Annotated in this window: 19 protein-coding genes and 1 pseudogene; 15 read left to right on the forward strand and 5 right to left on the reverse strand. The window is 47.7% G+C overall.

The genetic code is table 11. The features are described 5' to 3' along the window. Positions 1-76 precede the first annotated feature (76 nt). The 5 genes from ACFSW8_RS07730 (at position 77) to ACFSW8_RS07750 (ending at position 6,929) form a co-directional block, all read left to right on the forward strand. Complete coding sequence (locus ACFSW8_RS07730; RefSeq protein ID WP_377089395.1) at positions 77-1,768, forward strand: Eco57I restriction-modification methylase domain-containing protein; 1,692 nt, start codon at positions 77-79, stop codon at positions 1,766-1,768. A 54-nt stretch (positions 1,769-1,822) separates the two neighbouring features. Beyond that, complete coding sequence (locus ACFSW8_RS07735) at positions 1,823-3,442, forward strand: DUF2130 domain-containing protein (protein WP_377089394.1); 1,620 nt, start codon at positions 1,823-1,825, stop codon at positions 3,440-3,442. 28 nt (positions 3,443-3,470) lie between these two features. After that, positions 3,471-5,558 (forward strand): AAA family ATPase, encoded by a 2,088-nt coding sequence (locus ACFSW8_RS07740; RefSeq protein WP_377177885.1) that lies wholly within the window; start codon positions 3,471-3,473, stop codon positions 5,556-5,558. A gap of 109 nt (positions 5,559-5,667) precedes the next feature. Then, positions 5,668-5,994 carry a GTP pyrophosphokinase gene (locus ACFSW8_RS07745; RefSeq protein ID WP_377089393.1) on the forward strand — a complete coding sequence of 109 codons (327 nt, stop codon included), beginning with the start codon at positions 5,668-5,670 and terminating at the stop codon, positions 5,992-5,994. Positions 5,995-6,392: 398 nt separating this feature from the next. Further along, positions 6,393-6,929 (forward strand): antirestriction protein ArdA, encoded by a 537-nt coding sequence (locus ACFSW8_RS07750; protein WP_377089391.1) that lies wholly within the window; start codon positions 6,393-6,395, stop codon positions 6,927-6,929. A gap of 88 nt (positions 6,930-7,017) precedes the next feature. Here ACFSW8_RS07750 and ACFSW8_RS07755 read toward each other — a convergent pair whose 3' ends face one another. Continuing rightward, complete coding sequence (locus tag ACFSW8_RS07755) at positions 7,018-7,440, reverse strand: hypothetical protein (protein WP_377177887.1); 423 nt, start codon at positions 7,438-7,440, stop codon at positions 7,018-7,020. A 285-nt stretch (positions 7,441-7,725) separates the two neighbouring features. On the opposite strand from ACFSW8_RS07755, the gene ACFSW8_RS07760 reads away from it, so the two are divergent. The 7 genes and pseudogenes from ACFSW8_RS07760 (at position 7,726) to ACFSW8_RS07790 (ending at position 14,435) form a co-directional block, all read left to right on the forward strand. Beyond that, the gene (locus ACFSW8_RS07760; protein WP_377177889.1) at positions 7,726-8,772 is read left to right on the forward strand and encodes a Fic family protein; all 1,047 of its coding nucleotides are present in this window, start codon (positions 7,726-7,728) and stop codon (positions 8,770-8,772) included. Between the two features lie 18 nt (positions 8,773-8,790). Next, positions 8,791-9,612 (forward strand): annotated as a pseudogene (locus tag ACFSW8_RS07765) (TOTE conflict system archaeo-eukaryotic primase domain-containing protein); the annotation flags it as partial. Further along, complete coding sequence (locus tag ACFSW8_RS07770) at positions 9,601-11,181, forward strand: DEAD/DEAH box helicase family protein (RefSeq protein WP_377177927.1); 1,581 nt, start codon at positions 9,601-9,603, stop codon at positions 11,179-11,181. The pseudogene ACFSW8_RS07765 and the gene ACFSW8_RS07770, both read left to right, overlap by 12 nt. Positions 11,182-11,316: 135 nt before the next feature. After that, positions 11,317-12,387: a transposase gene (locus ACFSW8_RS07775; RefSeq protein ID WP_377089387.1), complete on the forward strand. Its 1,071-nt coding sequence runs from the start codon at positions 11,317-11,319 to the stop codon at positions 12,385-12,387. A 270-nt stretch (positions 12,388-12,657) separates the two neighbouring features. Next, a complete protein-coding gene (locus ACFSW8_RS07780; RefSeq protein ID WP_377089386.1) occupies positions 12,658-13,125 on the forward strand; it encodes a hypothetical protein in 468 nt (155 codons plus the stop codon). Positions 13,126-13,329: 204 nt separating this feature from the next. After that, on the forward strand, positions 13,330-13,704 hold the full coding sequence (locus ACFSW8_RS07785; RefSeq protein WP_377177891.1) for a hypothetical protein: 375 nt from the start codon (positions 13,330-13,332) through the stop codon (positions 13,702-13,704). A gap of 74 nt (positions 13,705-13,778) precedes the next feature. Next, entirely contained in the window at positions 13,779-14,435 is a 657-nt protein-coding gene (locus ACFSW8_RS07790) for a hypothetical protein (RefSeq protein ID WP_377177893.1), read from the forward strand. Positions 14,436-15,328: 893 nt separating this feature from the next. Here the strand turns inward: ACFSW8_RS07790 and ACFSW8_RS07795 are convergent. Then, positions 15,329-15,733 (reverse strand): transposase, encoded by a 405-nt coding sequence (locus tag ACFSW8_RS07795; protein WP_377089379.1) that lies wholly within the window; start codon positions 15,731-15,733, stop codon positions 15,329-15,331. After that, positions 15,696-16,514, reverse strand: coding sequence for a hypothetical protein (locus tag ACFSW8_RS07800; RefSeq protein ID WP_377089378.1), 819 nt, complete (start codon positions 16,512-16,514; stop codon positions 15,696-15,698). Before ACFSW8_RS07800 ends, ACFSW8_RS07795 begins: the two co-directional genes overlap by 38 nt. A 193-nt stretch (positions 16,515-16,707) precedes the next feature. Here ACFSW8_RS07800 and ACFSW8_RS07805 point away from each other — a divergent pair, with 193 nt between their 5' ends. Both ACFSW8_RS07805 and ACFSW8_RS07810 read left to right on the forward strand, forming a co-directional pair. Continuing rightward, complete coding sequence (locus ACFSW8_RS07805; RefSeq protein WP_377089376.1) at positions 16,708-17,436, forward strand: TlyA family RNA methyltransferase; 729 nt, start codon at positions 16,708-16,710, stop codon at positions 17,434-17,436. A gap of 78 nt (positions 17,437-17,514) precedes the next feature. Then, positions 17,515-18,234, forward strand: a complete 720-nt coding sequence (locus tag ACFSW8_RS07810) for a peroxiredoxin-like family protein (protein WP_377089375.1) — start codon at positions 17,515-17,517, stop codon at positions 18,232-18,234. 3 nt (positions 18,235-18,237) lie between these two features. Here ACFSW8_RS07810 and ACFSW8_RS07815 read toward each other — a convergent pair whose 3' ends face one another. Continuing rightward, the gene (locus ACFSW8_RS07815; protein WP_377177895.1) at positions 18,238-18,978 is read right to left on the reverse strand and encodes a magnesium transporter CorA family protein; all 741 of its coding nucleotides are present in this window, start codon (positions 18,976-18,978) and stop codon (positions 18,238-18,240) included. Between the two features lie 106 nt (positions 18,979-19,084). Continuing rightward, positions 19,085-20,044, reverse strand: coding sequence for an archaemetzincin (locus ACFSW8_RS07820; RefSeq protein WP_377177897.1), 960 nt, complete (start codon positions 20,042-20,044; stop codon positions 19,085-19,087). Between the two features lie 208 nt (positions 20,045-20,252). On the opposite strand from ACFSW8_RS07820, the gene ACFSW8_RS07825 reads away from it, so the two are divergent. Beyond that, positions 20,253-22,445, forward strand: coding sequence for an NADP-dependent isocitrate dehydrogenase (locus ACFSW8_RS07825; protein ID WP_377089370.1), 2,193 nt, complete (start codon positions 20,253-20,255; stop codon positions 22,443-22,445). The last annotated feature ends 33 nt before the right edge of the window (positions 22,446-22,478 follow it).

Genomic DNA, 22,478 nt, shown 5'->3' on the forward strand with positions numbered 1-22,478 from the left:
TCACCTTTGCAAGCTTTTTATTTACTTATTTTCAATCAGTTATGCTTAAGTGAACGCGCATGGGCAGCTCGCTAATTTGAAGGGGCAGAAGACAAAGCTCGCACCTAAGAATATAGCAGCCAGCCAAACAGATTTATTTGAGGCGGAGGATGCTAGTAAACTTGCTCGCGAAAAAGCCAATGCCCTGCAAGAGGCTGTCAAAGCCTTCGCTCTAGAAAACCAACGCAGCAAGAAGCAAAAGCTCAAAACTCAAATCAAAACACTCAAATGGGATTTGATCGAGGCGACTTTAAATGCTCGTGGAGAACAGTCCAAGTTAGGACAGATTGCGAAGTATCGTTCATCTCATGAGCAACCTTTTTTCCTCTGGAAACTGGAGTTTAGCGAGGTCTTTCAGTCTAAAGGTGGCTTTGATGTGGTCATTGGCAATCCGCCTTATGTTCAGCTACAGAATAAGGAGAAAATCCCTGCTGATTTACAAGAAAGCTACGAGCGTGAAAACTACGAGACCTTTGAAAAAACAGGAGATATCTATGCGCTATTTTATGAAATGGGGTTAAATCTGAGCAAACCAGAAACTGGCTTGCTCAGTCTTATCACCAGTAATTCATGGATGTGCACCAAATATGGGGCATCACTCAGAGAATTTTTCAGTTGGTATCAGGGAATAGAATTAATCGATTTTTCAGGCAATCATGTTTTCGACAATGCAACAGTTGATACCAATATTTTCACCTTAAAAAATAGCAGTTATCAATCTTCCTACATTGCTTGTAATATAAAAGATCCCTGTCCAGAAACCGATTTCCTTCGAGAATATCTGAAAATTCATTCTGGGAGATTTAAACCGATTAAGGATAATAGTTGGTTTATTGGATCTGCGGTTCAAATGGCATTGAAGGAGAAGATTGAACGCCTAGGAACCTCTCTCAAAGAATTGAATGTAAAGATTAATTTCGGAATCAAAACAGCTTTCAATGAGGGCTTTATTATTAATCAAGAAGTTTATGACAAACTTATCAAAGCTACGCCGTGTAACGCAGAAATTATAAAACCTGTATTGCGTGGGCGTGACATCCAGCGTTATTCTCCAATATGGGCAGAAAAATATATTATTTTCTCACACAATGGATACAAAAATTCCAAAGGTTCCAGAATACAGCCTGTTGATATAAGCAAGTATCCAGATATAAAAAAGCACTTAGATAGAATTGAGGAAGATCGCAAGAATGGTAAGCTAGGACAGAAGGCGAAAAATGCTAAAGGACTTTTCAAACGTGGTGATCAAGGCGTAACTCCCTATAATTTAAGAAACTGCGCATATGCTTCAGATTTTGAAAATAAGAAAATATCTTGGATCGAATTAGCGGATAAAGGGAGATTTTCTTTGGTTTCCGAAGACATGTATTGTGAAGCAACGACATTCATCATGACTTGCGAGCACCCGAAAGCCATGACAGCTCTACTGAATTCAAAACTGATAAATTGGTATTTTGATAAAATATGTGCTGAGTCTGGAGTTGGAACAAATCGTTGGAAAAAAGTTTATGTTGAGAAAATACCTATTGTTCAACTGAACGACACTTCGGTAAGTGGTCTGGCATCAAAGGTGAATGAAATTTTATCTCTTGCAGCCTGTGAGGGTTACGATCCTGCAAGCCCATCAGAAAAGCAATTAAGCCTTGAAGCAGAAATAGATGAGCTCGTTTTTGACCTTTACGAGCTTACAGACGAGGAGCGTGAGTTAGTAAGGCATTCTGAAAACTAGCTGGTGACAGCTAAATATATGAAGATTGATTGAATTTTAATCGCCAGAAATATTATGAACGAAATTTCATGCCCCCACTGCGGCAAAGCCTTCAAGGTCGATGAGACCGGATACGCGGACATCCTCAAGCAAGTCCGCGATAAGGAATTCGACGCGCAACTTCACGAACGGCTTGAGCTGGCCGAGAAGGAAAAGCGCGATGCAGTGGAATTGGCGAAGGCCAAGTTGAGCACTGAGTTGAAAAGCGAAACTCAGGAAAAAGAAGCGACGATTAAGGAGCTGAAGGCTCAGCTAGAGGCAGGAAAGACCGAGCAGCAATTGGCAGTCAACAATGCGGTGACAGCGGTTGAAAAGGAACGTGATGACCTGCTCAACCAACTGAAACAGGCCAAGCAGGAAACGCAGAACGCCACTGAACAGGCCGAGAAAGACAAGGCCAGTGCCGTAGAGCTGACTGAGCAAAAGGTCAGCAGCCAATTGCGGACAGAGCTTCAGGAGCAGAAAGCCGTCATCCAAGAACTCAAAGCTCAGTTGGATGCGGGAAAAACGGCTCAGGAACTGGCCGTCAAAGACGCAGTTACCAACTTAGAGAAAGAAAAAAGCGACCTCGAAAATCAATTACAGCAAGTGAAAGTCGATGGCGAGAACGCCACGAAGCTCGCTGAAATTGAAAAGCAAAAAGAAATTCAAGAGCTGAAAGGCGAACTCCAAGCCAAGGATGTTAGCCAAAAGTTGGCCATCACTGAAGCGGTCAGCGTTGTGGAGAAAGAGCGCGATACGCTCAAACACAACCTAGACCAAGCCGCTCTTGAAAAGCAGGTCGCCGAAAAAGCCATTACCGAACAGTATGAAGTTCGCCTGAAAGACCGTGATGAAGAGATCGAACGCCTGAAGGACTTCAAGGCCAAGCTCTCCACCAAGATGGTCGGCGAAACGCTCGAACAGCACTGCGAAACGGAATTCAATCGCATTCGCTCTACGGCATTCCCACGTGCCTACTTCGAGAAAGACAACGATGCCAGCTCCGGCAGTAAGGGTGACTATATCTTCAAAGACAACGACGATGCTGGAACCGAGATCGTTTCGATCATGTTCGAGATGAAGAACGAGAACGACACCACTGCCACGAAAAAGAAGAATGAAGACTTCTTCAAAGAGCTGGACAAAGACCGGAACGAGAAAGGCTGCGAATACGCCATCCTTGTTTCGCTCTTGGAGCCCGAAAACGACCTCTACAATTCGGGCATCGTCGATGTGTCTTATCGCTACGAGAAGATGTATGTCATCCGGCCACAGTTCTTTATCCCGATGATTACCTTGCTCCGAGATGCAGCGATGAACGCTCTGAGCTACAAGAACGAACTCGCTCTCGTAAAAGCTCAGAACATCGACGTGACCAACTTCGAGGCCGACTTGGAGGATTTCAAATCGAAGTTCGGACGGAACTATGATCTGGCTTCCAGACAGTTCCAGACCGCCGTTTCTGAGATCGATAAATCCATCTCGCACCTCCAGAAAACGAGAGATGCACTTCTAAAGTCAGAGAACAATCTCCGTCTCGCCAACGACAAAGCCCAAGACGTAACAGTGAAGAAGCTCACGCGTAAGAACCCCACCATGAAGGAGAAGTTCGAGCAAGCCAAAGCAGCCAGCCAAATTGGTGAGATCGAGTAAGCCGAATGAAGCCCAAAGCCCATTTGAGATGAACGTTGAGATAAAAAACTGTAACAATATCGATTTAGGCCAGATCAACATTCAGCCTAACAAGTTGAATATCAAACTAGGTATTAACGGAACTGGAAAGAGCACAATTGCTAGATCGTTGACGATGAGTGCAGCCGGAGAAGACCTCTCTTCACTCAAACCGTTTAAGCATGAAAACGACAAAACGGATGAGTATGCACCTACTGTGTCTGGCTTAGACGGGATTGAAACTGTAAAGATTTTCAACGAAGAGTATGTCTCTCAATTTGTATTCAAACCCGAAGAGCTGATTGAAAACAGCTTTGAAATTTTCATTAAAACACATGAATACACCGAGAAGATGGAGGCCATTAACGGCCTCATCGCAGATGCAAAAAAGGTTTTTCAGGAGCACGAATGGTTGGCTCAGGCGATCAAAGACTTCGATCAACTAGCGGCTGATATGCGCACGACTGCTGCGGGATCACTGGCTGGAAATAGTAAGATGTCGAAAGCGTTTGGTGGGAATGGCAATATTCTGGAGAACATTCCTGAAGAGCTTTCAAGCTACACAAATTACCTGAAATCGAACTCAAATGTGAAATGGTTGAAGTGGCAGGCGCAGGGGAACGCGTTTTTGGATTTGGACAGTGGTTGCCCATACTGCATAGCACCTACAGAGGAGAAGAAGGAGCGAATAAAGAAAGTCAGCGAGATCTATAATAGCAAGACCGTTGAAAACCTCGGTGCTATTATCGATGTGATTGAAAAGTTGGGAGACTATTTCTCCACTTCAACTGTTTCGACCCTAGAGGGGATCGTGAAAAAAATCGAAGGTTTGAATGAGGCTGAGGAGCTGTTTCTCGTCACGCTGAAGCAACAGGCTGAAACGCTATCAAACCACCTAAAGAAGATACAAAATCTATCGAATTTCGATTTCAAGGATAAGGACAAGGCTGAAGAAGAAATCAACGCCCTGAAGATCGACATGAGCCTGTATCAATATCTTAATTCTGAAAAGACTCAGCAAGTGGTCGCTTCTGTTGATGCTTCCATCACTGAAGTTGTCGATAAAATTGGTCTTCTTAAAGGTCAAATTGCTCAACAAGAGAGGCTTGTTAAGGATGCTATCGAAAACAATCAAAAGGAGATTAATGGCTTTTTGGCCTACGCTGGCTATAAGTATGAGGTAGAATTGCTAGGAGAAAAGAACGACATCAAGCTAAGGCTTAGACATACAGATGGAACTAAGGCTGTGCAAAATGGAGATCAGCATCTGAGCTATGGTGAAAGAAACGCCTTCGCCGTGATCCTCTTCATGTATGAGTGTTTGGCGCAAAGCCCAGACTTGATAATTCTGGATGACCCAATATCTTCATTTGATAAAAATAAAAAGTTCTCGATCCTGCATAAACTCTTCAGGGGCTCAAACTCATTGAAGTCTAAAACGGTTCTCTTGCTGACGCATGATGTTGAACCTGTCATCGACACCGTCAAAATCATGCCTGATAAATTCGCTGAATTTACTGTGGCGAGCTATCTAAGAAATCGCAATGGCTCTCTCTCCGAAGAGGCTATCAGCTATGGAGATGTTCTCAGCTTTAAGCAGATTTGTGATGCGGTTAGGGAGACGCATCCTAACAAGCTTATTAGGCTAATTTATTTGAGAAGGTATTTTGATATTCTTGATGACAAAGGTTTGGAATATCAGATGCTTTCAAGCCTTTTCAAAAAAGCTGCAACGCCATACATCAAGAATGGGAATGATGAAGTGGATTTTACTCCTGAACAAAAAACTGAAATAGAGAGCAAGATCAGTGAGTTAATAGGAGGTTTTTTTTATGATGAGTTACAAGCTGTGATGAGTGACAGCTCTCAAATTGTTGAGGCGTATAGGCTGGCTGCAAATGGATACGAGAAAGTGCAGATATTCAGGCTCCTTCAAGCCGAGCATGAAGATCACGTAGTGAGGAAACACATCAGCGAAACTTTCCACATCGAAAACGATCTGGTTTGCCAACTGTCACCTCAGAAATATGATCCAGTCCCAGATTTTTTGATCGAAACTTGTGATTTGTATATCGACGAAAAGTATCCTCCGAATTAAATAAACACCCATGTCCAACCTCGCCAGAGCCATTGAAATCGCATCGTCTGCCCACAAGGAGCAGACGCGGTTCGATGGCAGTCCCTATATTCTGCACCCGCTTCGGCTGATGTTTCAGCTTGAAGGCGAATTGGAGCAGATGGCAGCGGTGCTTCACGATGTAGTCGAGGACACCGAATGGACGTTTGAGGATTTGAGAAACGAAGGCTTCAATGAAGCACTCATCGAAGCTCTGGATTGTTTGACCCGCCGCGAGGGCGAGTCCTACAAGGAATTTATCGACCGTCTGGCTCCGAACCACGTCGCCAGAGCGGTCAAGATCGCAGACCTTGAGGACAATATGAACCTCAAGCAGCTTGAGCGCGTCACTGAGAACGACCTCAAGCGCACTGCGAAGTATCATAAACACTGGAAACGCTTGGTTTCCATGGACTGACTGGTTGCGTCGGTTACAGAGCCTCTATCGCTCCGCTAGTTTCGGCACAGAAACCGCCGCCTTTGAAGGGGCAAACGCTCTTCGTGAACTGCTACCGATTGCCTAATGAGGTCAGGGGGTCGCACGCGCCCCCGTCACATAGGTTTCCTAGCCTGTTTTTCCGCTGCCGCGTAAAACAGATCATGCCAGCCCTACGCTTGAACCCGTAAAGGTCGTATTTTTGCGCCCACTTGTGCAGCAGCGTCACAAGTTCCTCGCTTCCGCATTCAACGAAAAAATCTCCACCTTGACTGGACGGTTTCACCGTCCGCTTCAGGCACTCTCTAGCTTCGCTCGCCGCTTGGCAGGGAAAAATCAGGCTTTCAATCAAGAAGGTCGTAACAACTGGAGATTACAAAATGACTGTCACAGCACAAACGAGCACTTACGAAACACAACGCATCTACATTGCATGCCTTGCAGCATACAACAGCGGAATTCTACACGGGGAATGGATTGAGATTGAAGACGATATTGACCAGACATGGAACCGCATCCGCAGCGTGTTGGCATCCTCACCAATTGAAGACGCAGAAGAATGGGCAATCCATGACTTTGAAGGCTTCGGAGGCATCCGCCTTTCCGAATGGGAAAGCATTGAGCGAGTGCATGAGCTTTCCGAGTTCATGCAGGAGCATGACGAAATCGGAGCTTTAGTTCTGGATCACTATTGCGGCGACATCGACGACGCAACCCGCGCCCTTGAGAATTACATGGGATGCTACACGAGCCTTGCTGACTATGCGCAGGAGCTAACTGAGCAAACAAGTGAAGTGCCGGAGCATCTACAATTCTACATCGATTATGAGCGCATGGGGCGCGACATGGACATGAGCGGCGATATTTTCACCATCGAAACCAGTTTCGACGAGGTTCACATCTTCCTGAACCACTAAAAATTTGGCTCCCCGCCGTGAGGCGGGGAGCCTTTTGCTTTCAAGGGAAAGAATTTCGTCCGAGGTGCGATGAACCAAGTGAAACAAGTTATGCCTCTATTTTGACCGAGAATGCGTCCTCAAAGAGTTTCACCTGATCCGCCTCTCTAGCGGCAGCAATTGGACTAAGTCGCCTGTGGGAGTATTTTTTGGCGGCTCTGGGATCATCCAAGCCCTTGAGGTAGTCAAAAACTTCCAGAGGCAGATTTTTCAACCGGATTATTTTTCGGACTTGTCCCGAAGTCAGCCCGACTTGCTCCGCAATGTCGCTTGAAGACCCGACAAGTCCCTGTTTTAAGGCATTTGACCAGTTTTCGCTTAAATGCACCAGATGCCGACCTTCAGGGCATTCAGTGAGTAATTCGCACTGATCCGGCATTTCCACCCATTCCTTACGTATCGGATGAACAGAAAAATATCCTTGCTGCCAAGAGTCACGGACGACACCAATAAGACACGGCAGGGCTGTCAAAGTTCGCATTCTCTTACCACGCGCCCCGCCATTCGCATTTCCGTAAAAATGCGAACTTTTTTGGAACAAGTTTGGTTTTATGGGTGTTTCGTCTGTGACGTGAACTCCGATCTTTGCTAAGGTGAGGGCGATTTCTGGTTCTTCATTTGTTTCATTTGGTCATTTATTCCTTTCACCTACAATTACGAAGCTCACACCTGTTTTTTCCAGAATGACCTCTTTTTTCAGCTGAACTCTTGATTTTAGAGTTTATTTGGGTATAATCGGGTCAGTTAATGGTTCATTATGGAAGTCACAGTCAATATCACGTCAGAAATTCTCCAACTCATCGCCTCGATTGATGAGTTCAAGGGGCGTTGGCAGGCTCTGGGGGCTATTGATCGTGATCGTCTGACACAACTCAGAAAAACAGCCACCATTGAGAGTGTGGGGTCATCCACAAGGATAGAAGGCTCCAAAATGTCTGATGCTCAGGTGGAAACCCTGCTGGCTAACATTGAAATTGAGAAATTCACTTCTCGGGATGAACAGGAAGTCGCTGGTTACGCCAAGGTCATGGATCTGATCTTTGACTCTTGGGAATTTCTCAATGTAGATGAAAATCACCTGCTCCAGCTTCACTCTACTTTGTTAGCGCACTCTACCAAGGATGAACGTCATCGAGGGGCATACAAAACCTTAGACAATCATGTCGCAGCTTTCGATGCCGATGGTAAGCAGATAGGCATTGTCTTTGAGACCTCTAGTCCTTTTGACACTCCTGCCCACATGAAGACACTCCTTGAATGGGAGCTAGCTACGCGGCAGTCCAATGAGCTTCACTCTTTGCTGAGAATTGGTGTTTTTATTGTCCGATTTCTAGCAATCCACCCTTTCCAAGATGGAAACGGCAGACTTTCACGGGCACTCACTACTCTTTTCCTTCTTCAGGCAGAATATGAGTATGTTCCATATGCCTCGATTGAGAGGATTATTGAAGAAAATAAAGACAGCTATTACAGAGCGTTGAGAACAACGCAAACGTCATTTAAGACTACGCCAGACTGGAACGCTTGGATCGTTTTCTTCCTGCGGACTTTGTCAAAACAATGCGAAGTTTTGGCTCGGAAGGTGGAAGATCATCGCATCATGCAGGCGAGTGATTTATCTCCTCTAGCGCTCGAAGTCCTATCGCTTTTTGAGCAGCACAATAGTTTGAGTAACCGTGAAATGGTTGCTTTGACGGGTTCCAACAGAAACACGATGAAAAGAACGCTTTCTTCTCTGGTCGAAAAACGTCTGCTTATTCTTGAAGGGAAAGGAAGATCCACACGTTACAAGGTGGCTCCATAAAATTGCTTGAGAGAAGTCATGTTCGAGCAATTAAAAGCCAGAATTCGCGAACTCGAAGCCGAGTGTAAACGTCTGACGGTGGAAAATTCTGATCTTCACAGGCAACTGAGCCACTACCAATCCAAGACAACTGCCCAGCCTCCTCATGAAGCTATTGCTTCGTCTATAGACAATCAGTCCTCTTCAGATGAGAAGGTCGAACTTTTTAGGCAGCTCTTCCGAGGGCGGGAAGATGTTTACTCCGTTCGCTGGGAAAACCCTCAGAAAGGCACAGCCGGATATGCTCCCGTCTATCACAGAAACTGGGGAGAAGTTGTGCCCAAGGAGGAACGGCAGTATTTACCTGTCGATGACCATGTGATCCGCAACCACCTCAGTGGTAAGATCACGATGGGAGCATACGCTATTTTAGAAGATGATAGGTGTTACTTTCTTGCGGCTGATTTTGACAAAAAATCTTGGCAACAAGACTGTTTGGCGTTTTTGAATTAATGCGATGCTTTGGATGTTTCTGCATCTTTAGAACGATCACGTTCAGGAAATGGAGGCCACGTGTGGATTTTCTTTCGTGAACCTATTCAATCTTCACTTGCTCGCAAACTGGGATCGGCGATCCTAACCCATGCCATGGAATCACGTCCCGAAATGGGGCTTGATTCCTATGACCGATTTTTTCCCAGTCAGGACACCTTGCCCAAAGGTGGCTTCGGCAACCTCATTGCATTACCATTACAAAAAATCCCAAGACAACAAGGAGGTAGCGTCTTCATTGACCGAAATTTTACCCCTTACGAAGACCAGTGGGCTTATCTGGGTAGTGTCAGAAAAATGACCGCGTTTCAGATTGAAGATATTGTCGCCAATGTTTCGGGGGATCTCCTCGGACTGCGTCATCGATTTGAAGATGGAGATAAAATTGAGAAACCTTGGGAGCTAAAACCTTCCGAGCATTTTTGCTCTGAACCATTGGATGGCATTCTGCCCGAAGAGGTGAAAGCAATTCGGGCAAATCTGCTCTTCATTGAAAAAGCCAGCTTACCTCCAGCTCTGATCAACAGGATCATTCGTCTTGCTGCATTTCATAATCCGGAATTCTACCAAGCTCAGGCGTTGAAATTTTCCACCTTCAACATACCTCGGCTTGTCCACCGTGCTGAGGATTTTTCTGAGCATATTGCTCTACCCCGTGGTTGCCTTCAGGATCTTCAAACACTTTGCGAAGCTCACGAGATAAAGGTATTAACAGAAGACAAACGCTTTGAGGGCGAACCTCTTAGTGTAAAATTCCAAGGAGAGCTTCGTTCGGATCAAAAAAGAGCCGTCAGAGCGGTAATGAAATATGACGAAGGTATCATCTGTGCTGCGACTGCTTTTGGCAAAACAGTCGTAGCGGCAAATATCATCGCACGGAGAAAAACAAATACTCTCATTATCGTGCACCGCAGTCAGCTCCTAGATCAATGGAAAGCTCGCATTGCCACGTTTCTCGACATTGACCCCAAGGAAATCGGTCAAATTGGAGGAGGAAAGAGCAAGCCAACAAAGAAGGTTGATATTGCCATCATCCAAAGTCTCAATCGTAAGGGAGCCGTAAAGGATATTGTGGCTGATTATGGGCATGTAGTCGTGGATGAGTGCCATCACATTTCTGCCTCCAGTTTTGAGTTAGTAATGAGGAAAGTCAAAGCTCGATACATTCTTGGTTTGACTGCCACTCCAGAACGAAAGGACGGACACCATCCGATCCTGTTCATGCAATGTGGTCCAATTCAGTTCCGCATGTCTGCCCGAGCGCAAGCCAAGTTGAGACCCTTTCGTTATCGTGTTTACCCGACACCCACAGGCATGCGTTTTGACAAGATGGCAACATCTCCAAGTATTCACGAATTCTATCAGATCATCAGTGGTGATCCTAAACGTAACCAACTTATTGCTGAAGGGGCACTCTCTGCGATCAAAGAAGGCAGAAGCCCATTGGTGCTAACCGAGAGAACGGATCATCTTGATTTACTGGCAGATTTAATACGCCCTCATGTTAAACACACCATTATCCTGAAGGGAGGCATGGGAGTGAAACAGCGACGTAATATCAACGAACAATTGGAGCTAATCCCCGAAAATGAACCTCGGATCATCCTTGCCACGGGGCGTTATGCGGGGGAAGGATTTGACGATGCTCGATTGGATACCTTGTTTTTAGCCATGCCTATCTCTTGGAAAGGCACTCTCCAACAATATGCAGGGAGGCTTCACCGCATACACGAAGGCAAACAGGAAGTTCGCATCTATGATTATGTGGATGATGATGCTCCCATGTTTGCCTCTATGTTCAGAAAACGGCTGAAAGGTTATTCCTCCATGGGTTATGAAATTCACGACCCTGAACAGGAACCTCTTGATCTGAAATAGCCTTAAAAATAGAGTAATGCCATGAGCGAATATCAGTGCTACCAGTGGAAAAAAGTGGGTCGAGTGCCATTCTAGACAGACAATTTACGAGAGAAGTATGTTGCTTCAACTAATTGATAGTGATATGCTTACTCTATGTCTAAAGCTCGTTTACTAGCCCCCTGGGTAGGCGATGATACAGGTCGCTCTGCCATTTACCATGTCGTGTCCCGCATTGTGGGGCGCGACTTTTTATTAGATGCACGCTGTAAGGAACAATTCGTGCGCTACATGCGGAGGTATGAAGCCTTTTGCGGTGTGCGTGTGTTGACCTACTGCATCATGACCAACCACTTCCACATTCTCGTGGAGATACCACCGAAGTGTGACCGACACTTGAGTGATGAGGCTCTTATAGCACGCTTGGGAGTCCTCTATTCAAAAGAATATGTGGATCAGGTGCGCGTGCATTTAGAGTTGTTAGCAAAGGCGACCCATCCCGAAGGCAGGGCTGCTCATGCCGAACTCAGAGAGCGCTTCACTCGGCGCATGTGGGACCTTGGCCTTTTCATGAAGACGCTGAAGCAACGCTTTTCTTCGTGGTACAACAAGAAGCATGGAAGGCGCGGGACATTGTGGGAGGCTCGCTATAAAAGTGTGCTCGTAGAGAATGGCTATGCGGCGCGTACGATGGCCGCATACATCGAACTCAACCCAGTGCGTGCGGGCATGGTTGAGGACCCTAAAGCATACCGTTGGTGCGGTTATGCAGAGGCGGTGGCGGGTGGACAACTAGCGCGCAATGGTGTGAAGCGAATACTTTCTGAGCTTGATAGTGATACATCCGCCGATGGCTGGAGTGGGGCACGTGATATTACAAAATACGATTGGCGAACCGTAGCGCAGAGGTATCGCCTGATCCTCTTTGAGGACGGCACCAGCTATGATGAAAGCGCTGAGATAGCTCACCCATTACGCAAAGGATTTAGTGAAGAGCAGTGGAAGAAAGAACAGGAGCGCGAGGGCAAACTGAGTATCGCTGAGGTTGCGCGTTGCCAATCGCGGTACTTCGTAGAGGGGGCTGTCTTAGGCAGCCGCGAGTGGGTGGATGAAGTGATCGAAGGGATCAAGGGGGACTTCCTGAGTGAAAACCGCAAAACACTTTCGAGTAAAATGCGAGGGACGCTTGATGGTTGCGGCTTGTGGTCGATGAGGAAGTTAGAGTGAACTAAAGCTGTGGGGGGCGATGCATTGAGTCTGGTGAGGGTTATCTAACAACCCATGCTGAGGTGTGTATCTAACTTATGGTGTTCTGCGTTTTTAGAGCTAAATTTGGAGAGTGGCTGCCCTGATTTCGCATTTTCAGGTGAGAAGAGGCTGGAGTAGTTTGGGCGGCAAGAAAACTGAGCAGGTGTGGGTAGATTTTTTAGCTAGCTACAGGAATTGTCTGTCTGTATATGATTATGAGCTACAGGAATTGTCTGTCTGTATATGATTATGTATATGATTACGGGAACCAGCTCTTACATCAACATCTTCGCCCAAGGAAGCCGCCTGAGTGACCCAGCTTTCACAGCCGGAAGCATCGACATCACTGGACTCACATTCGTGGGGTCGTCGACTAATACAGTGGACTTTGTGAACGCAGTTCTTGGCGGTTCACTCACCAGGAGCTTCAACAACCTCGATCTCTCCCCTCACCTCAACGAAACTCTCTACGCGGTAGTTTCTACCACGAACACCGCTGACTCATTCGTTGGCGCCTCATTCGAAATTGCTAATCCCGGCAGTGAATCGTTTAACGGTCTCGCTCCAGCTGACTCCGCTGCGCTCTTCGGCGGCACTCCTGATGCTGGCAGAGCCCTCACCTTCAACGTGACTTTGGTACCCGAACCATCGTCCAGCGAGCGCACTCATCGGCCTCGCAGGACTTACCTTCATCCTGCGCCGCCGTCGCTAGACTAGGTTGACACCCACTCTCTCTCAAACTCCCGTCACGCAAGCTGATCGGAGTTTTTTTACCCCCTCTCCAGATAGGGTCGGTTTTTCCAAACTGTCCCGCACACGCATGAAATCACACACAATCTGTGTACCTTATTGGAGCAATAGGCTTCTCTCACAGATTATATATCCTTCAGATCGTGTGGCTTCGTGAAAACCCATGCGGCGATGATCACACCTAGCTTTGGAACCTCAGGGGGCTTCAAGACTGTATCCGCGAGTCATCTTCAACTCAGAGAGAGCATGCAGAATGCTCACGACCTTGAAGAGCTCGCACCTCTGAGAGCTTCGCCCCACTTCGAAGTCGTGATCATAAGAAACACCATTTCCTTATGCACCACACATATTGTACGTCCTTTAGATTCTGGCAATGCTGTCAGAGTAAACAACCGTTTCCATTGCTTCTTACGTGAAAAACGCGCTCCCGTGCTCCGTTTCCTGAAAATAGAAATCCACCGACTAACAGCAAAACTAACAATCGAGTACGGTGGTAAAAAATTCAAAGATCTCATCCGCGAAACCATCCACCTTCGCCGTGACTGACGGGGCTCCATGGTCGTCGAATCGCGTGAACATTAATGATTGGCAGAGACCTATCCACAGTTATAGTTCTCCCCATGCTCCATCGTTATCTCTTTACATTTCTCGTCGGCATAGCCCTCACAAATACAGCGTTTTCAGAAATGCCAAAAGGACAGACCATTGCTGTCACCAGTGTTGTTTACGGTAAAACAAAAGATGGCAACAAAAGGACCGGCATTCTTCGGCTCATTATGACCGAAGGAGAAATAGTTGTATTTCAAGATGAGGATCATTTTAAAGGCAAGTTTGCCCTTCAGCTGGAAACACAAGGTGCACAGGACAAAACCACGCCCCTCAATCCCATCACTCTCCCGCTGACCGGAGGAGGTGACTTGTTTTTCCCAAAAGGCACATGGCCCATCGTCACCCATGATTTTAACAAAGACGGCATTAGTGAATTCAATCTGTCCCAACCAGGTAACAGCTGGGGCTCTCACTTCATGCTGTTCACGTTTGCCAAGGATGGAAGTGGAAAGATCGAGGCCATGATTGTTGATGAGGAGAAGGACTATAACTACCTACATCCCCAAACCACCAGCCCATCAACTCATGAGCTTTTCGAAACCAAGGAAGGCTTCAAACACATCTTCACCGAACGAGGTGATATTGAAGACAAGGAAATCTACATTCACTTTCGCTGGAATACTAAAACCAAGCAGTTCCAAGAACAGAAGCGTGCCCCAGTAGAATAGTTTCGCACTGAAGGACACACAATCTGTTTACCGGAGTATCGGAGCCGTGGGGTGCTGCGGTTGGTTTGACGCAAGCGTGTGGGATGGTTTGATGCCTTTGGGCGTCGAAGACACGTCCCTCGCCGGACGGTTTGGAAAACCGTCCCTGCCTGCGCCATAGCCGATGAATTTATCAAATTTATCAGACAGACAAGAATGGCACGTAGTTAAGCGGCACTTCGCTTGGCTCCTCGGTGTGCAATTTCTCTGAATGTGTGTCGAGGTTCTGTAAGTAGCTGATAGTTTTTAGGCCGCTGTTTTTGTGCTCTAGGTTCGCTACGAAAAGGTCTTATAGAGAGCGTCTTTGTAGCAAAGGTCTCTATGATCCTTTTCCGACATGACTCCAAATTTCTGGAGCTAACGAGGAGCCCCATAAAACAAGATTGACTACTGGTTATCACATCTAGAACACCTTTGAAGCTGAGGTGTCTGTTAGAGATTCCTGTGAGTGTTGAAGATTTTTGCATTAGGCAGCGTATTAGGTGTTATTTATCACGATGCTATCGTATTTTTCGTCCAAATATTACCAAGGTTCCATCGCAACCTAACAGATATGAAGTCTGTTAATCTAACCCTGATTCCTTACCACTCAAGTATCGAGAGCCTGTGCTATGCCTCAGAAAATCTCGGGGTTTGGGGCTGAGCCCCATCTATCCTAACAGAAACGCTACGGTCAGAGCGTGGTAACGATTTTTAAGCTCACATGAACACTCAAACTGGGCTATTATTCCCAAATTTCACCTCAAAAAGATATCCAAAAGCATTGTAGCCTCATTTAACTATAATCATTTGAACACGTTTTATGATCGATTTGATAAGGAATCGACTATTTGAACAGGTTTAATTTGGTAATTTCATACGACGTTAATTTGGAAATTAACAATTAGGTTGTATGCAAGCATCATCATACCCAAGGTTTTGTGAGCCATTTCGGGAGTTTTCACAGCAAACTTTTCCAGTCCCATAGTGGTTTTCACATCCCTCAACTTCACTTCAATTTCCCAACGCTTCGCATAGAGGTCAGCTAGTTCGACGGCGTCATATCTAACATGATCCAACAGAGTGGTCACAACGACTAATGTCCTCTTCAGGCCTGACCTGTCTTCAAAACCAACACGGATATAGCGAAGCTTCATTTCTGAGGGAAGATTATCCCATTGTTCTGAGCTTAAGTCACTCTTTTCAGGCTGTGTACTAGGCTTTTCCCATGTCACTATTCTTTCAATAGGACTCACTTTCTGACCCTTTCTCCAATCCATTTTTGCGTTGCCTAGCTTGATGTAACCTCATCAAAACGTGTCCGCCTCTCTGTTGGGCTAGGCTTATTATCTCATAGGAGCAAAAAGCTCGATCGCCCATCAGCAGGTCACCATCAGCAACGTACTTGAGTAGCTTGGGAGCTACACGAGCACCGTGTTTTTGCCATTGGCAGGTTTCAAACCCTTCCCAGCCTCCATGGCTAAGGTTAACAACTCCAACAAAGCCCATTACAGGGTAACCACAGCCAGGCTTTTGTGTCGGAGGCTGAGGGTACACCTGCTGATTTGCTTCAGAGTCCATCAGTTGCACTGAGCTTCCATCAATAGCCTTGAGCTTAAGGCCATTCCAGAGGTCACAGTCTTGAGTTCTTTGCTCCAACTGCGAGCTAACTTGACTTGAAAGTGTCTTTATAAAATCAATCTTAAGACGTTTTCTAGCCTGACAGAAGCCACTAGTATCACCTTTTGGAGCTTGTAGCCCAGAAGCTTGATACCACGTTTGTATGAGGCTGAGAGCTTTACTACATGAGGCGTTAGCTTCCATTATTTGACCTAACCACGCCCAGAATGTAGGAATATGGCCGAAGCTGCGTTGCCTGAGAGTTGGGTCATGTTTAGCCAATAGCCGAGACGGCAGAACATCCTCAAAAATTTGTGAATAGCCAGAGATACTTTTCGCAATGGCCTCTTGTTTGGCTGCACGAATACCTGCTTGATAACGTCGTTTAGCCGTGGCAAAAAACGTGCTCGGAAAGCCTGTGAGAATAGGTTGTTTGTTCACACCTCAGCTCATTCAATATCAGGCTTTCCGTCTACTACAAAAAAGCTCGTAATCGACCTTAACTACGTGCCATTCATGACAGACATCGAGTTACCCACACAGCAAAGTATACCCCAACAAAAGAAAATCTGTACAATCTCGCCATTCTGCAGTCTTCATCTCACTGACAACAGTAGCCTTCACACTTATCACAATGAAAGACCGAGCCGACGCCCTTCTCGTTTCCCGCAAACTCTGCGACTCCAGAGAACAAGCCAAACGCCTAATTCTAGCAGGTGAGGTCCTCACTGGTACGACTGTCGTTGCTAAACCCTCCACAAAAATCGATGTCGATGCCCCACTCAGCATCAAAGAAAAACCCAAATACGTCTCGCGAGGAGGCCTCAAACTCGAAGGCGCCCTCGATCATTTCAATTTTGACCCGTCGGGGATGGTGTGCCTCGACTGTGGTGCCTCAACGGGTGGCTTCACCGATTGCCTACTCCAATCAGGCGCCGTCAAAGTCCACGCAATCGATGTCGGCACCAACCAACTCGTCTGGAAAATCCGCAGCGACGAACGCGTCATCGTGAAAGAAAAATTCAATGCCCGCCATATGGTCCCTGACGACATTGGCGAACAAGTCGACCTCTGCGTCACAGACGTTTCCTTTATCTCTCTGACAAAAATCCTCCCTCCTCTCTTCAGCGTGCTCAAGCCTGACGGTCATATCATCTGCCTGGTAAAACCACAATTTGAGCTGGAGCGTGATGAAATTAGTAAAGGTGGCATCGTGCGCGATCCAGCACTCCACCAGAAGGCAGTCGATAAAATCCACACCTTTGTCACTCAGGAACTCGGCCACCAATGGCTCGATCACACCACCTCTCCCATCACTGGTACTGACGGTAATGTCGAATACCTCGCATTGCTCAGCTTCTAAATCCCCCCCGCCATTTTGGCTCATTTGCTTTTACCCAAACATAGTCTACACTGAGGCTTTCCATCCCTTCAGTGAACTATGAAATTTCCATTAATACCTCTCACGGCCCTCGCCCTCTGCACCTCCTCCCAAGCCGATTCCCTCAGCGCTCAACTCGAAAAACGTGCAGCCCAAAGTTCTCCCAAAATCACCCCTGAAATTAAGGCAGAATTCCGCCAAGGCATCGAAGCAGTCAAACAATCAGGTGTCACAGTCAAAGCCAAACAAGTAGGTGACCAAGCCCCTGACTTCACACTCACCAACGCCACAGGCAAAAAAATCACCCTGAGTGAACAACTCAAAGACGGCCCCGTCGTCCTCACTTGGTACCGAGGTGGCTGGTGCCCCTATTGCAACATCACCCTTGCCGCCCTCCAAAAAGAACTGCCTGCCATCACCGCCACAGGAGCATCACTACTCGCCCTCACTCCCGAACTCCCAGACAAAAGCCTCAGCACTAAAGAAAAAAATGCGCTCAGCTTCGAGGTCCTCTCCGACTTAAATAACCAAGTCGCCTCCCAGTACGGGTTGCTCTTCAAACTCACACCCGATGTCGAAAAACGCTACGCCCAATTCTTTGATCTCAAAAAATTTAATGGAGCAAATGCCGACACCGATACCCTGCCACTCGCAGCCACCTACATCATCGGACAAGATGGGAAAATCCTCTGGGCCTTCCTCCACCACGACTACCGAAAACGTGCCGAACCCAGCGAAATCTCGAGTTTCCTGGAGAAACTCAAAGACCAAAACAAATAAGCATCACTCAGATCGCTTCAGCGCCCCCCGTACAATCGCCCCCAACACCAACCCAACCACCAAGGCTGCCCAAATCCCCGCATGAGATAATACCTCCCTCACTGGGTTCATTCCAAACACGGCTGCGATCGTCATTAAGGGAAAGAAAAAAGCCGCCAGACGGTTCAGCTTTTGCGCCTCTTTTGCCGCCTTGTGAGACTCCTTCGCCTGCACCACTGTGTTCTTGGCAACCATGAAGTCCAAACTCGACTTCGCATCCTGCAAAACCAAATCACCACTGCGCTCCATCTGCACCGCCATATCACGCGTTGCCAAAATATCTAAATCCTCTCGCAGCGCCTTGCGCAGTTCACTAACAACTTGAGCAACATGACGTCCTGCTCGAACCACTGGTGTCGCCTCATCTATCACATTGTGAATAACCTCTGGGTCATCAGCCTCCTCCATCGCTGCATCCAGGGCATTGATGCGCGACTGATAGGACTCTACCAAGGTTCTCAACTCGGACCTTCCTCCCGAACTCGGCGAGGACTTCCAATTGCCCTGCCCGTCATGCCAAAATAATGCAGGCTCACGCTCCCCTTTATCCTCAGCCTTCGGCACCATGTGCAGCAACACCAATATCTCTCCATCCTCTTCAATCAACCTCTGACGACCTACGGATGCGCCCACCCGCTGCCGAATGACAGGTGACACACTCCACGACTTGGGAATGACCGACTTTCGCGAACTCATCGTTTGCATGACTACCAATAAGCAAATCCTCGCTGCCTCGCCTATTACAAATCTCAGAGAATTTCCCACCTCACCTCATCAGCACCCCCAAAAGCTCCCTCCCCACCTCTACACCTCACGGCATCTTCTCTAAACGCGATTTGTAAAACTTTGCCCCATCTTCTAATCCCTGAGCTTCGCAAAATTCCAGCAACTTCCGGTACCGCGTCTTTGCCGAAAACCCACAAGCATGATGGAACTTACGTAAACACACTGGACACGCTTGCAGTGGACTAACATCTACCTCCCCAAGGTGATTGGATCCATTCATATTACATTGGTAGTAAATACAATGGAGCACACCAAACATGTGCCCAAACTCATGCGTTAACACTTTCACAGAACGCTCTAACGCCAGTTCCTTAGGCACCTTCTCACCACCGCCCCCGACTCCACCACTGTACCGCGCAAAGCTAAAAACCCCCACCCTCTCTTTCAAGGAAGCTTGCCCGAAGACATAATTCCAAGACTCCCTCGGGTACAAGTCAACCATCGTCACTGCCAACATCGCATACGCATCACTCGGTAACTTCCCTTCTAACCATTTGAGGGTGTCCTCACTATGCAGCTGCGTCCCAAAACTCCTCTCACGCGTCTGGGCCTCCACATCATTTAGCGCCACCGCTGGCAGCACACGCACCTTCATTGGATGGAAGTAGGCCTCGGTATAGCTCGCTAACTGAGAAAGCTTCGGTGAGCTACCGAGCCCAAACGTTCCAAGCGGTAAAATATAGAGAGTGTCCTTTCCCTTTTTCGGGACATTCGCACCTGAGCGTAAATACTGGCCGTAGCTCTGCCCCGGCTCGTGGTGAGACGCCAGCCAATCCCTCTGCCCCGGAGCCCTCTTTAGTTCAAAGTCATCCAAGAAGCTTACCGCGGCTCGCATCTCTGGATCTAATTCTGACACATCCCCAACCGCAGACTGCCGATCGACAGGTCGCACTTTCTGCCACTGCGCATGCAGAACCAGCCCTCCTGCTCCTATCAAAATCAACAGCAATGCAATCACCGACTTTGCCGACAACATCGTTCTCATCTCACCATCTAACGCGTAATGCTTCAGTTTTCATAGATAATTTTGAGTCCCTCCTCCCATCTTCCCATTCATCCTCCATCGCAAAAACTCCTAACCATTTCAGACATTATGAAATTTCCTCATAAATAATCCGAAATTCAGCACGAATTCCCCCTTGTCCATCGCAGCTGAATACTCTAAACCCCGCGCCATCAATTGATAAATTCTTATGTCTACTATCATTTACACAAAGACAGACGAGGCTCCAGCGCTCGCGACATACTCACTGCTTCCAGTGATCGAAGCATTCTCCAAGACTGCAGGTGTTGCTGTGGAGACTCGCGACATCTCACTCGCTGGCCGTATCATTGCTAATTTCCCAGAGAATCTCACTGAAGATCAGAAGATCGGTGACGCACTCGCTGAGCTCGGCGAACTCGCTAAGACTCCAGAAGCAAACATCATCAAGCTTCCAAACATCTCCGCATCCGTGCCACAGATGAAGGCTGCAATCGCAGAACTTCAGTCCAAGGGTTACGACATCCCTAACTACGAAGACGCAGAAGAGCGCTACGCTAAAATCAAAGGTTCCGCAGTAAACCCTGTCCTTCGTGAAGGTAACTCCGACCGCCGCGCACCAAAGGCAGTGAAGAACTACGCGAAAGCAAACCCACACCGCATGGGCGCATGGTCAAAGGACTCCAAGTCCCACGTCGCAACCATGGGTGAAAACGACTTCCGCTCCAACGAGCAATCCGTCACTCTCGAAAAAGCAACTGACGCAAAGATCGTCTTCACAGCTGCTGACGGCACAGAGACAGTTCTCAAGCCATCCATCCCACTTCAGGAAGGCGAAGTATTCGACTCCACATTCATGAGCAAGAAGGCACTCGTTGCCTTCCTCGAAGAGCAAGTTGCTGACGCAAAGGCGCAGGACATCCTCTTCTCCCTTCACATGAAGGCTACCATGATGAAGGTTTCCGACCCAATCATCTTCGGCCACGGCGTAGAAGCATTCTACAAGCCTGTATTCACCAAGCACGCAGCAACCATCGCTGAGCTCGGCGTGAACACAAAGAACGGCTTCGGCGACCTCGTTTCCAAGCTCGAATCACTTCCAGCTGACAAGAAGGCTGAGATCGAAGCAGATATCGAAGCATGCTACGCATCCGCTCCAGCAGTCGCTATGGTGGATTCCGACAAGGGCATCACCAACCTTCACGTTCCTTCCGACATCATCATCGATGCATCCATGCCAGCAATGATCCGTACATCTGGTCAAATGTGGAACGCAGCAGGAGAGCAGCAAGACACTAAGGCTGTCATCCCAGATAGCTCCTACGCAGGCGTCTACGCAGCAACTATCGACTTCTGCCGCGAGAACGGTGCATTCGACCCAACAACCATGGGCACAGTGCCAAACGTAGGTCTCATGGCTCAGAAGGCTGAGGAATACGGTTCCCACGACAAGACATTCGAAATTCCAGCTGACGGTTTAGTCAAAGTTCTCGACTCCGAGGGCAACGTTCTCACTGAGCACACAGTAGAAGAAGGCGACATCTGGCGTGCATGCCAGGCGAAGGACGCACCAATCAAAGACTGGGTGAAGCTTGCAGTCACACGCGCTCGCGCGACGAACACACCAGCTGTGTTCTGGCTCGACGAAACACGTGCACACGACGCACAGCTCATCAAGAAGGTTGGCCAGTACCTCCTCGACCACGACACAGAAGGTCTCGAGATCCACATCATGGCTCCAACAGAAGCGACTGAGTTCACACTTGCTCGCACCAAGGCTGGCGAAGACACCATCTCCGTCACAGGTAACGTACTCCGTGACTACCTCACTGACCTCTTCCCAATCCTCGAGCTCGGTACATCCGCAAAAATGCTCTCCATCGTTCCTCTCATGAACGGCGGCGGTCTCTTCGAGACAGGTGCAGGTGGTTCCGCTCCTAAGCACGTGCAGCAGGTTGAAAAGGAAAACCACCTCCGTTGGGATTCCCTCGGTGAATTCCTCGCAACAGCAGTTTCCTACGAGCACCTCGCTACTGCAAACAACAACGCAAAAGCGGCAGTACTCGGTAAGACACTCGATGAAGCAACTGAGAAGTTCCTTCAGAACGACAAGTCACCATCTCGTAAGGTTGGCGAACTCGATAACCGTGGCTCCCACTTCTACCTCGCTACTTACTGGGCAGAAGCTCTCGCAGCACAAACGGAAGACGCAGATCTTCAGGCAGCATTCGCACCAATCGCAAAAGAGCTTGCTGATAACGAAGCAACTATCGTCAACGAACTCAACTCCGCACAAGGCCCAGCAGCTGACCTCGGCGGTTACTACATCTTCGACGACGAGAAGACTTCCGCCATCATGCGCCCATCCGCGACATACAACGCGATCATCGCTAAGCTTGGCTAAACGCTAACCTAACTACTCAACACACTTTTCATC

The sequence above is a fragment of the Rubritalea tangerina genome (genome assembly GCF_042683245.1).
Classification (GTDB): domain Bacteria; phylum Verrucomicrobiota; class Verrucomicrobiia; order Verrucomicrobiales; family Akkermansiaceae; genus Rubritalea; species Rubritalea tangerina.

What these genes read in the sequence shown, in the direction of transcription:
- ACFSW8_RS07735 (WP_377089394.1), top strand. Translation starts at nt 1,823, where the DNA reads ATGAACGAAATTTCATGCCCCCACTGCGGCAAAGCCTTCAAGGTCGAT.
- ACFSW8_RS07740 (WP_377177885.1), top strand. Translation starts at nt 3,471, where the DNA reads ATGAACGTTGAGATAAAAAACTGTAACAATATCGATTTAGGCCAGATC.
- ACFSW8_RS07745 (WP_377089393.1), top strand. Translation starts at nt 5,668, where the DNA reads ATGTTTCAGCTTGAAGGCGAATTGGAGCAGATGGCAGCGGTGCTTCAC.
- ACFSW8_RS07750 (WP_377089391.1), top strand. Translation starts at nt 6,393, where the DNA reads ATGACTGTCACAGCACAAACGAGCACTTACGAAACACAACGCATCTAC.
- ACFSW8_RS07760 (WP_377177889.1), top strand. Translation starts at nt 7,726, where the DNA reads ATGGAAGTCACAGTCAATATCACGTCAGAAATTCTCCAACTCATCGCC.
- ACFSW8_RS07770 (WP_377177927.1), top strand. Translation starts at nt 9,601, where the DNA reads ATGACCGCGTTTCAGATTGAAGATATTGTCGCCAATGTTTCGGGGGAT.
- ACFSW8_RS07775 (WP_377089387.1), top strand. Translation starts at nt 11,317, where the DNA reads ATGTCTAAAGCTCGTTTACTAGCCCCCTGGGTAGGCGATGATACAGGT.
- ACFSW8_RS07780 (WP_377089386.1), top strand. Translation starts at nt 12,658, where the DNA reads ATGTATATGATTACGGGAACCAGCTCTTACATCAACATCTTCGCCCAA.
- ACFSW8_RS07785 (WP_377177891.1), top strand. Translation starts at nt 13,330, where the DNA reads ATGATCACACCTAGCTTTGGAACCTCAGGGGGCTTCAAGACTGTATCC.
- ACFSW8_RS07790 (WP_377177893.1), top strand. Translation starts at nt 13,779, where the DNA reads ATGCTCCATCGTTATCTCTTTACATTTCTCGTCGGCATAGCCCTCACA.
- ACFSW8_RS07795 (WP_377089379.1), bottom strand. Translation starts at nt 15,733, where the DNA reads ATGGATTGGAGAAAGGGTCAGAAAGTGAGTCCTATTGAAAGAATAGTG.
- ACFSW8_RS07805 (WP_377089376.1), top strand. Translation starts at nt 16,708, where the DNA reads ATGAAAGACCGAGCCGACGCCCTTCTCGTTTCCCGCAAACTCTGCGAC.
- ACFSW8_RS07810 (WP_377089375.1), top strand. Translation starts at nt 17,515, where the DNA reads ATGAAATTTCCATTAATACCTCTCACGGCCCTCGCCCTCTGCACCTCC.
- ACFSW8_RS07815 (WP_377177895.1), bottom strand. Translation starts at nt 18,978, where the DNA reads ATGCAAACGATGAGTTCGCGAAAGTCGGTCATTCCCAAGTCGTGGAGT.
- ACFSW8_RS07820 (WP_377177897.1), bottom strand. Translation starts at nt 20,044, where the DNA reads ATGAGAACGATGTTGTCGGCAAAGTCGGTGATTGCATTGCTGTTGATT.
- ACFSW8_RS07825 (WP_377089370.1), top strand. Translation starts at nt 20,253, where the DNA reads ATGTCTACTATCATTTACACAAAGACAGACGAGGCTCCAGCGCTCGCG.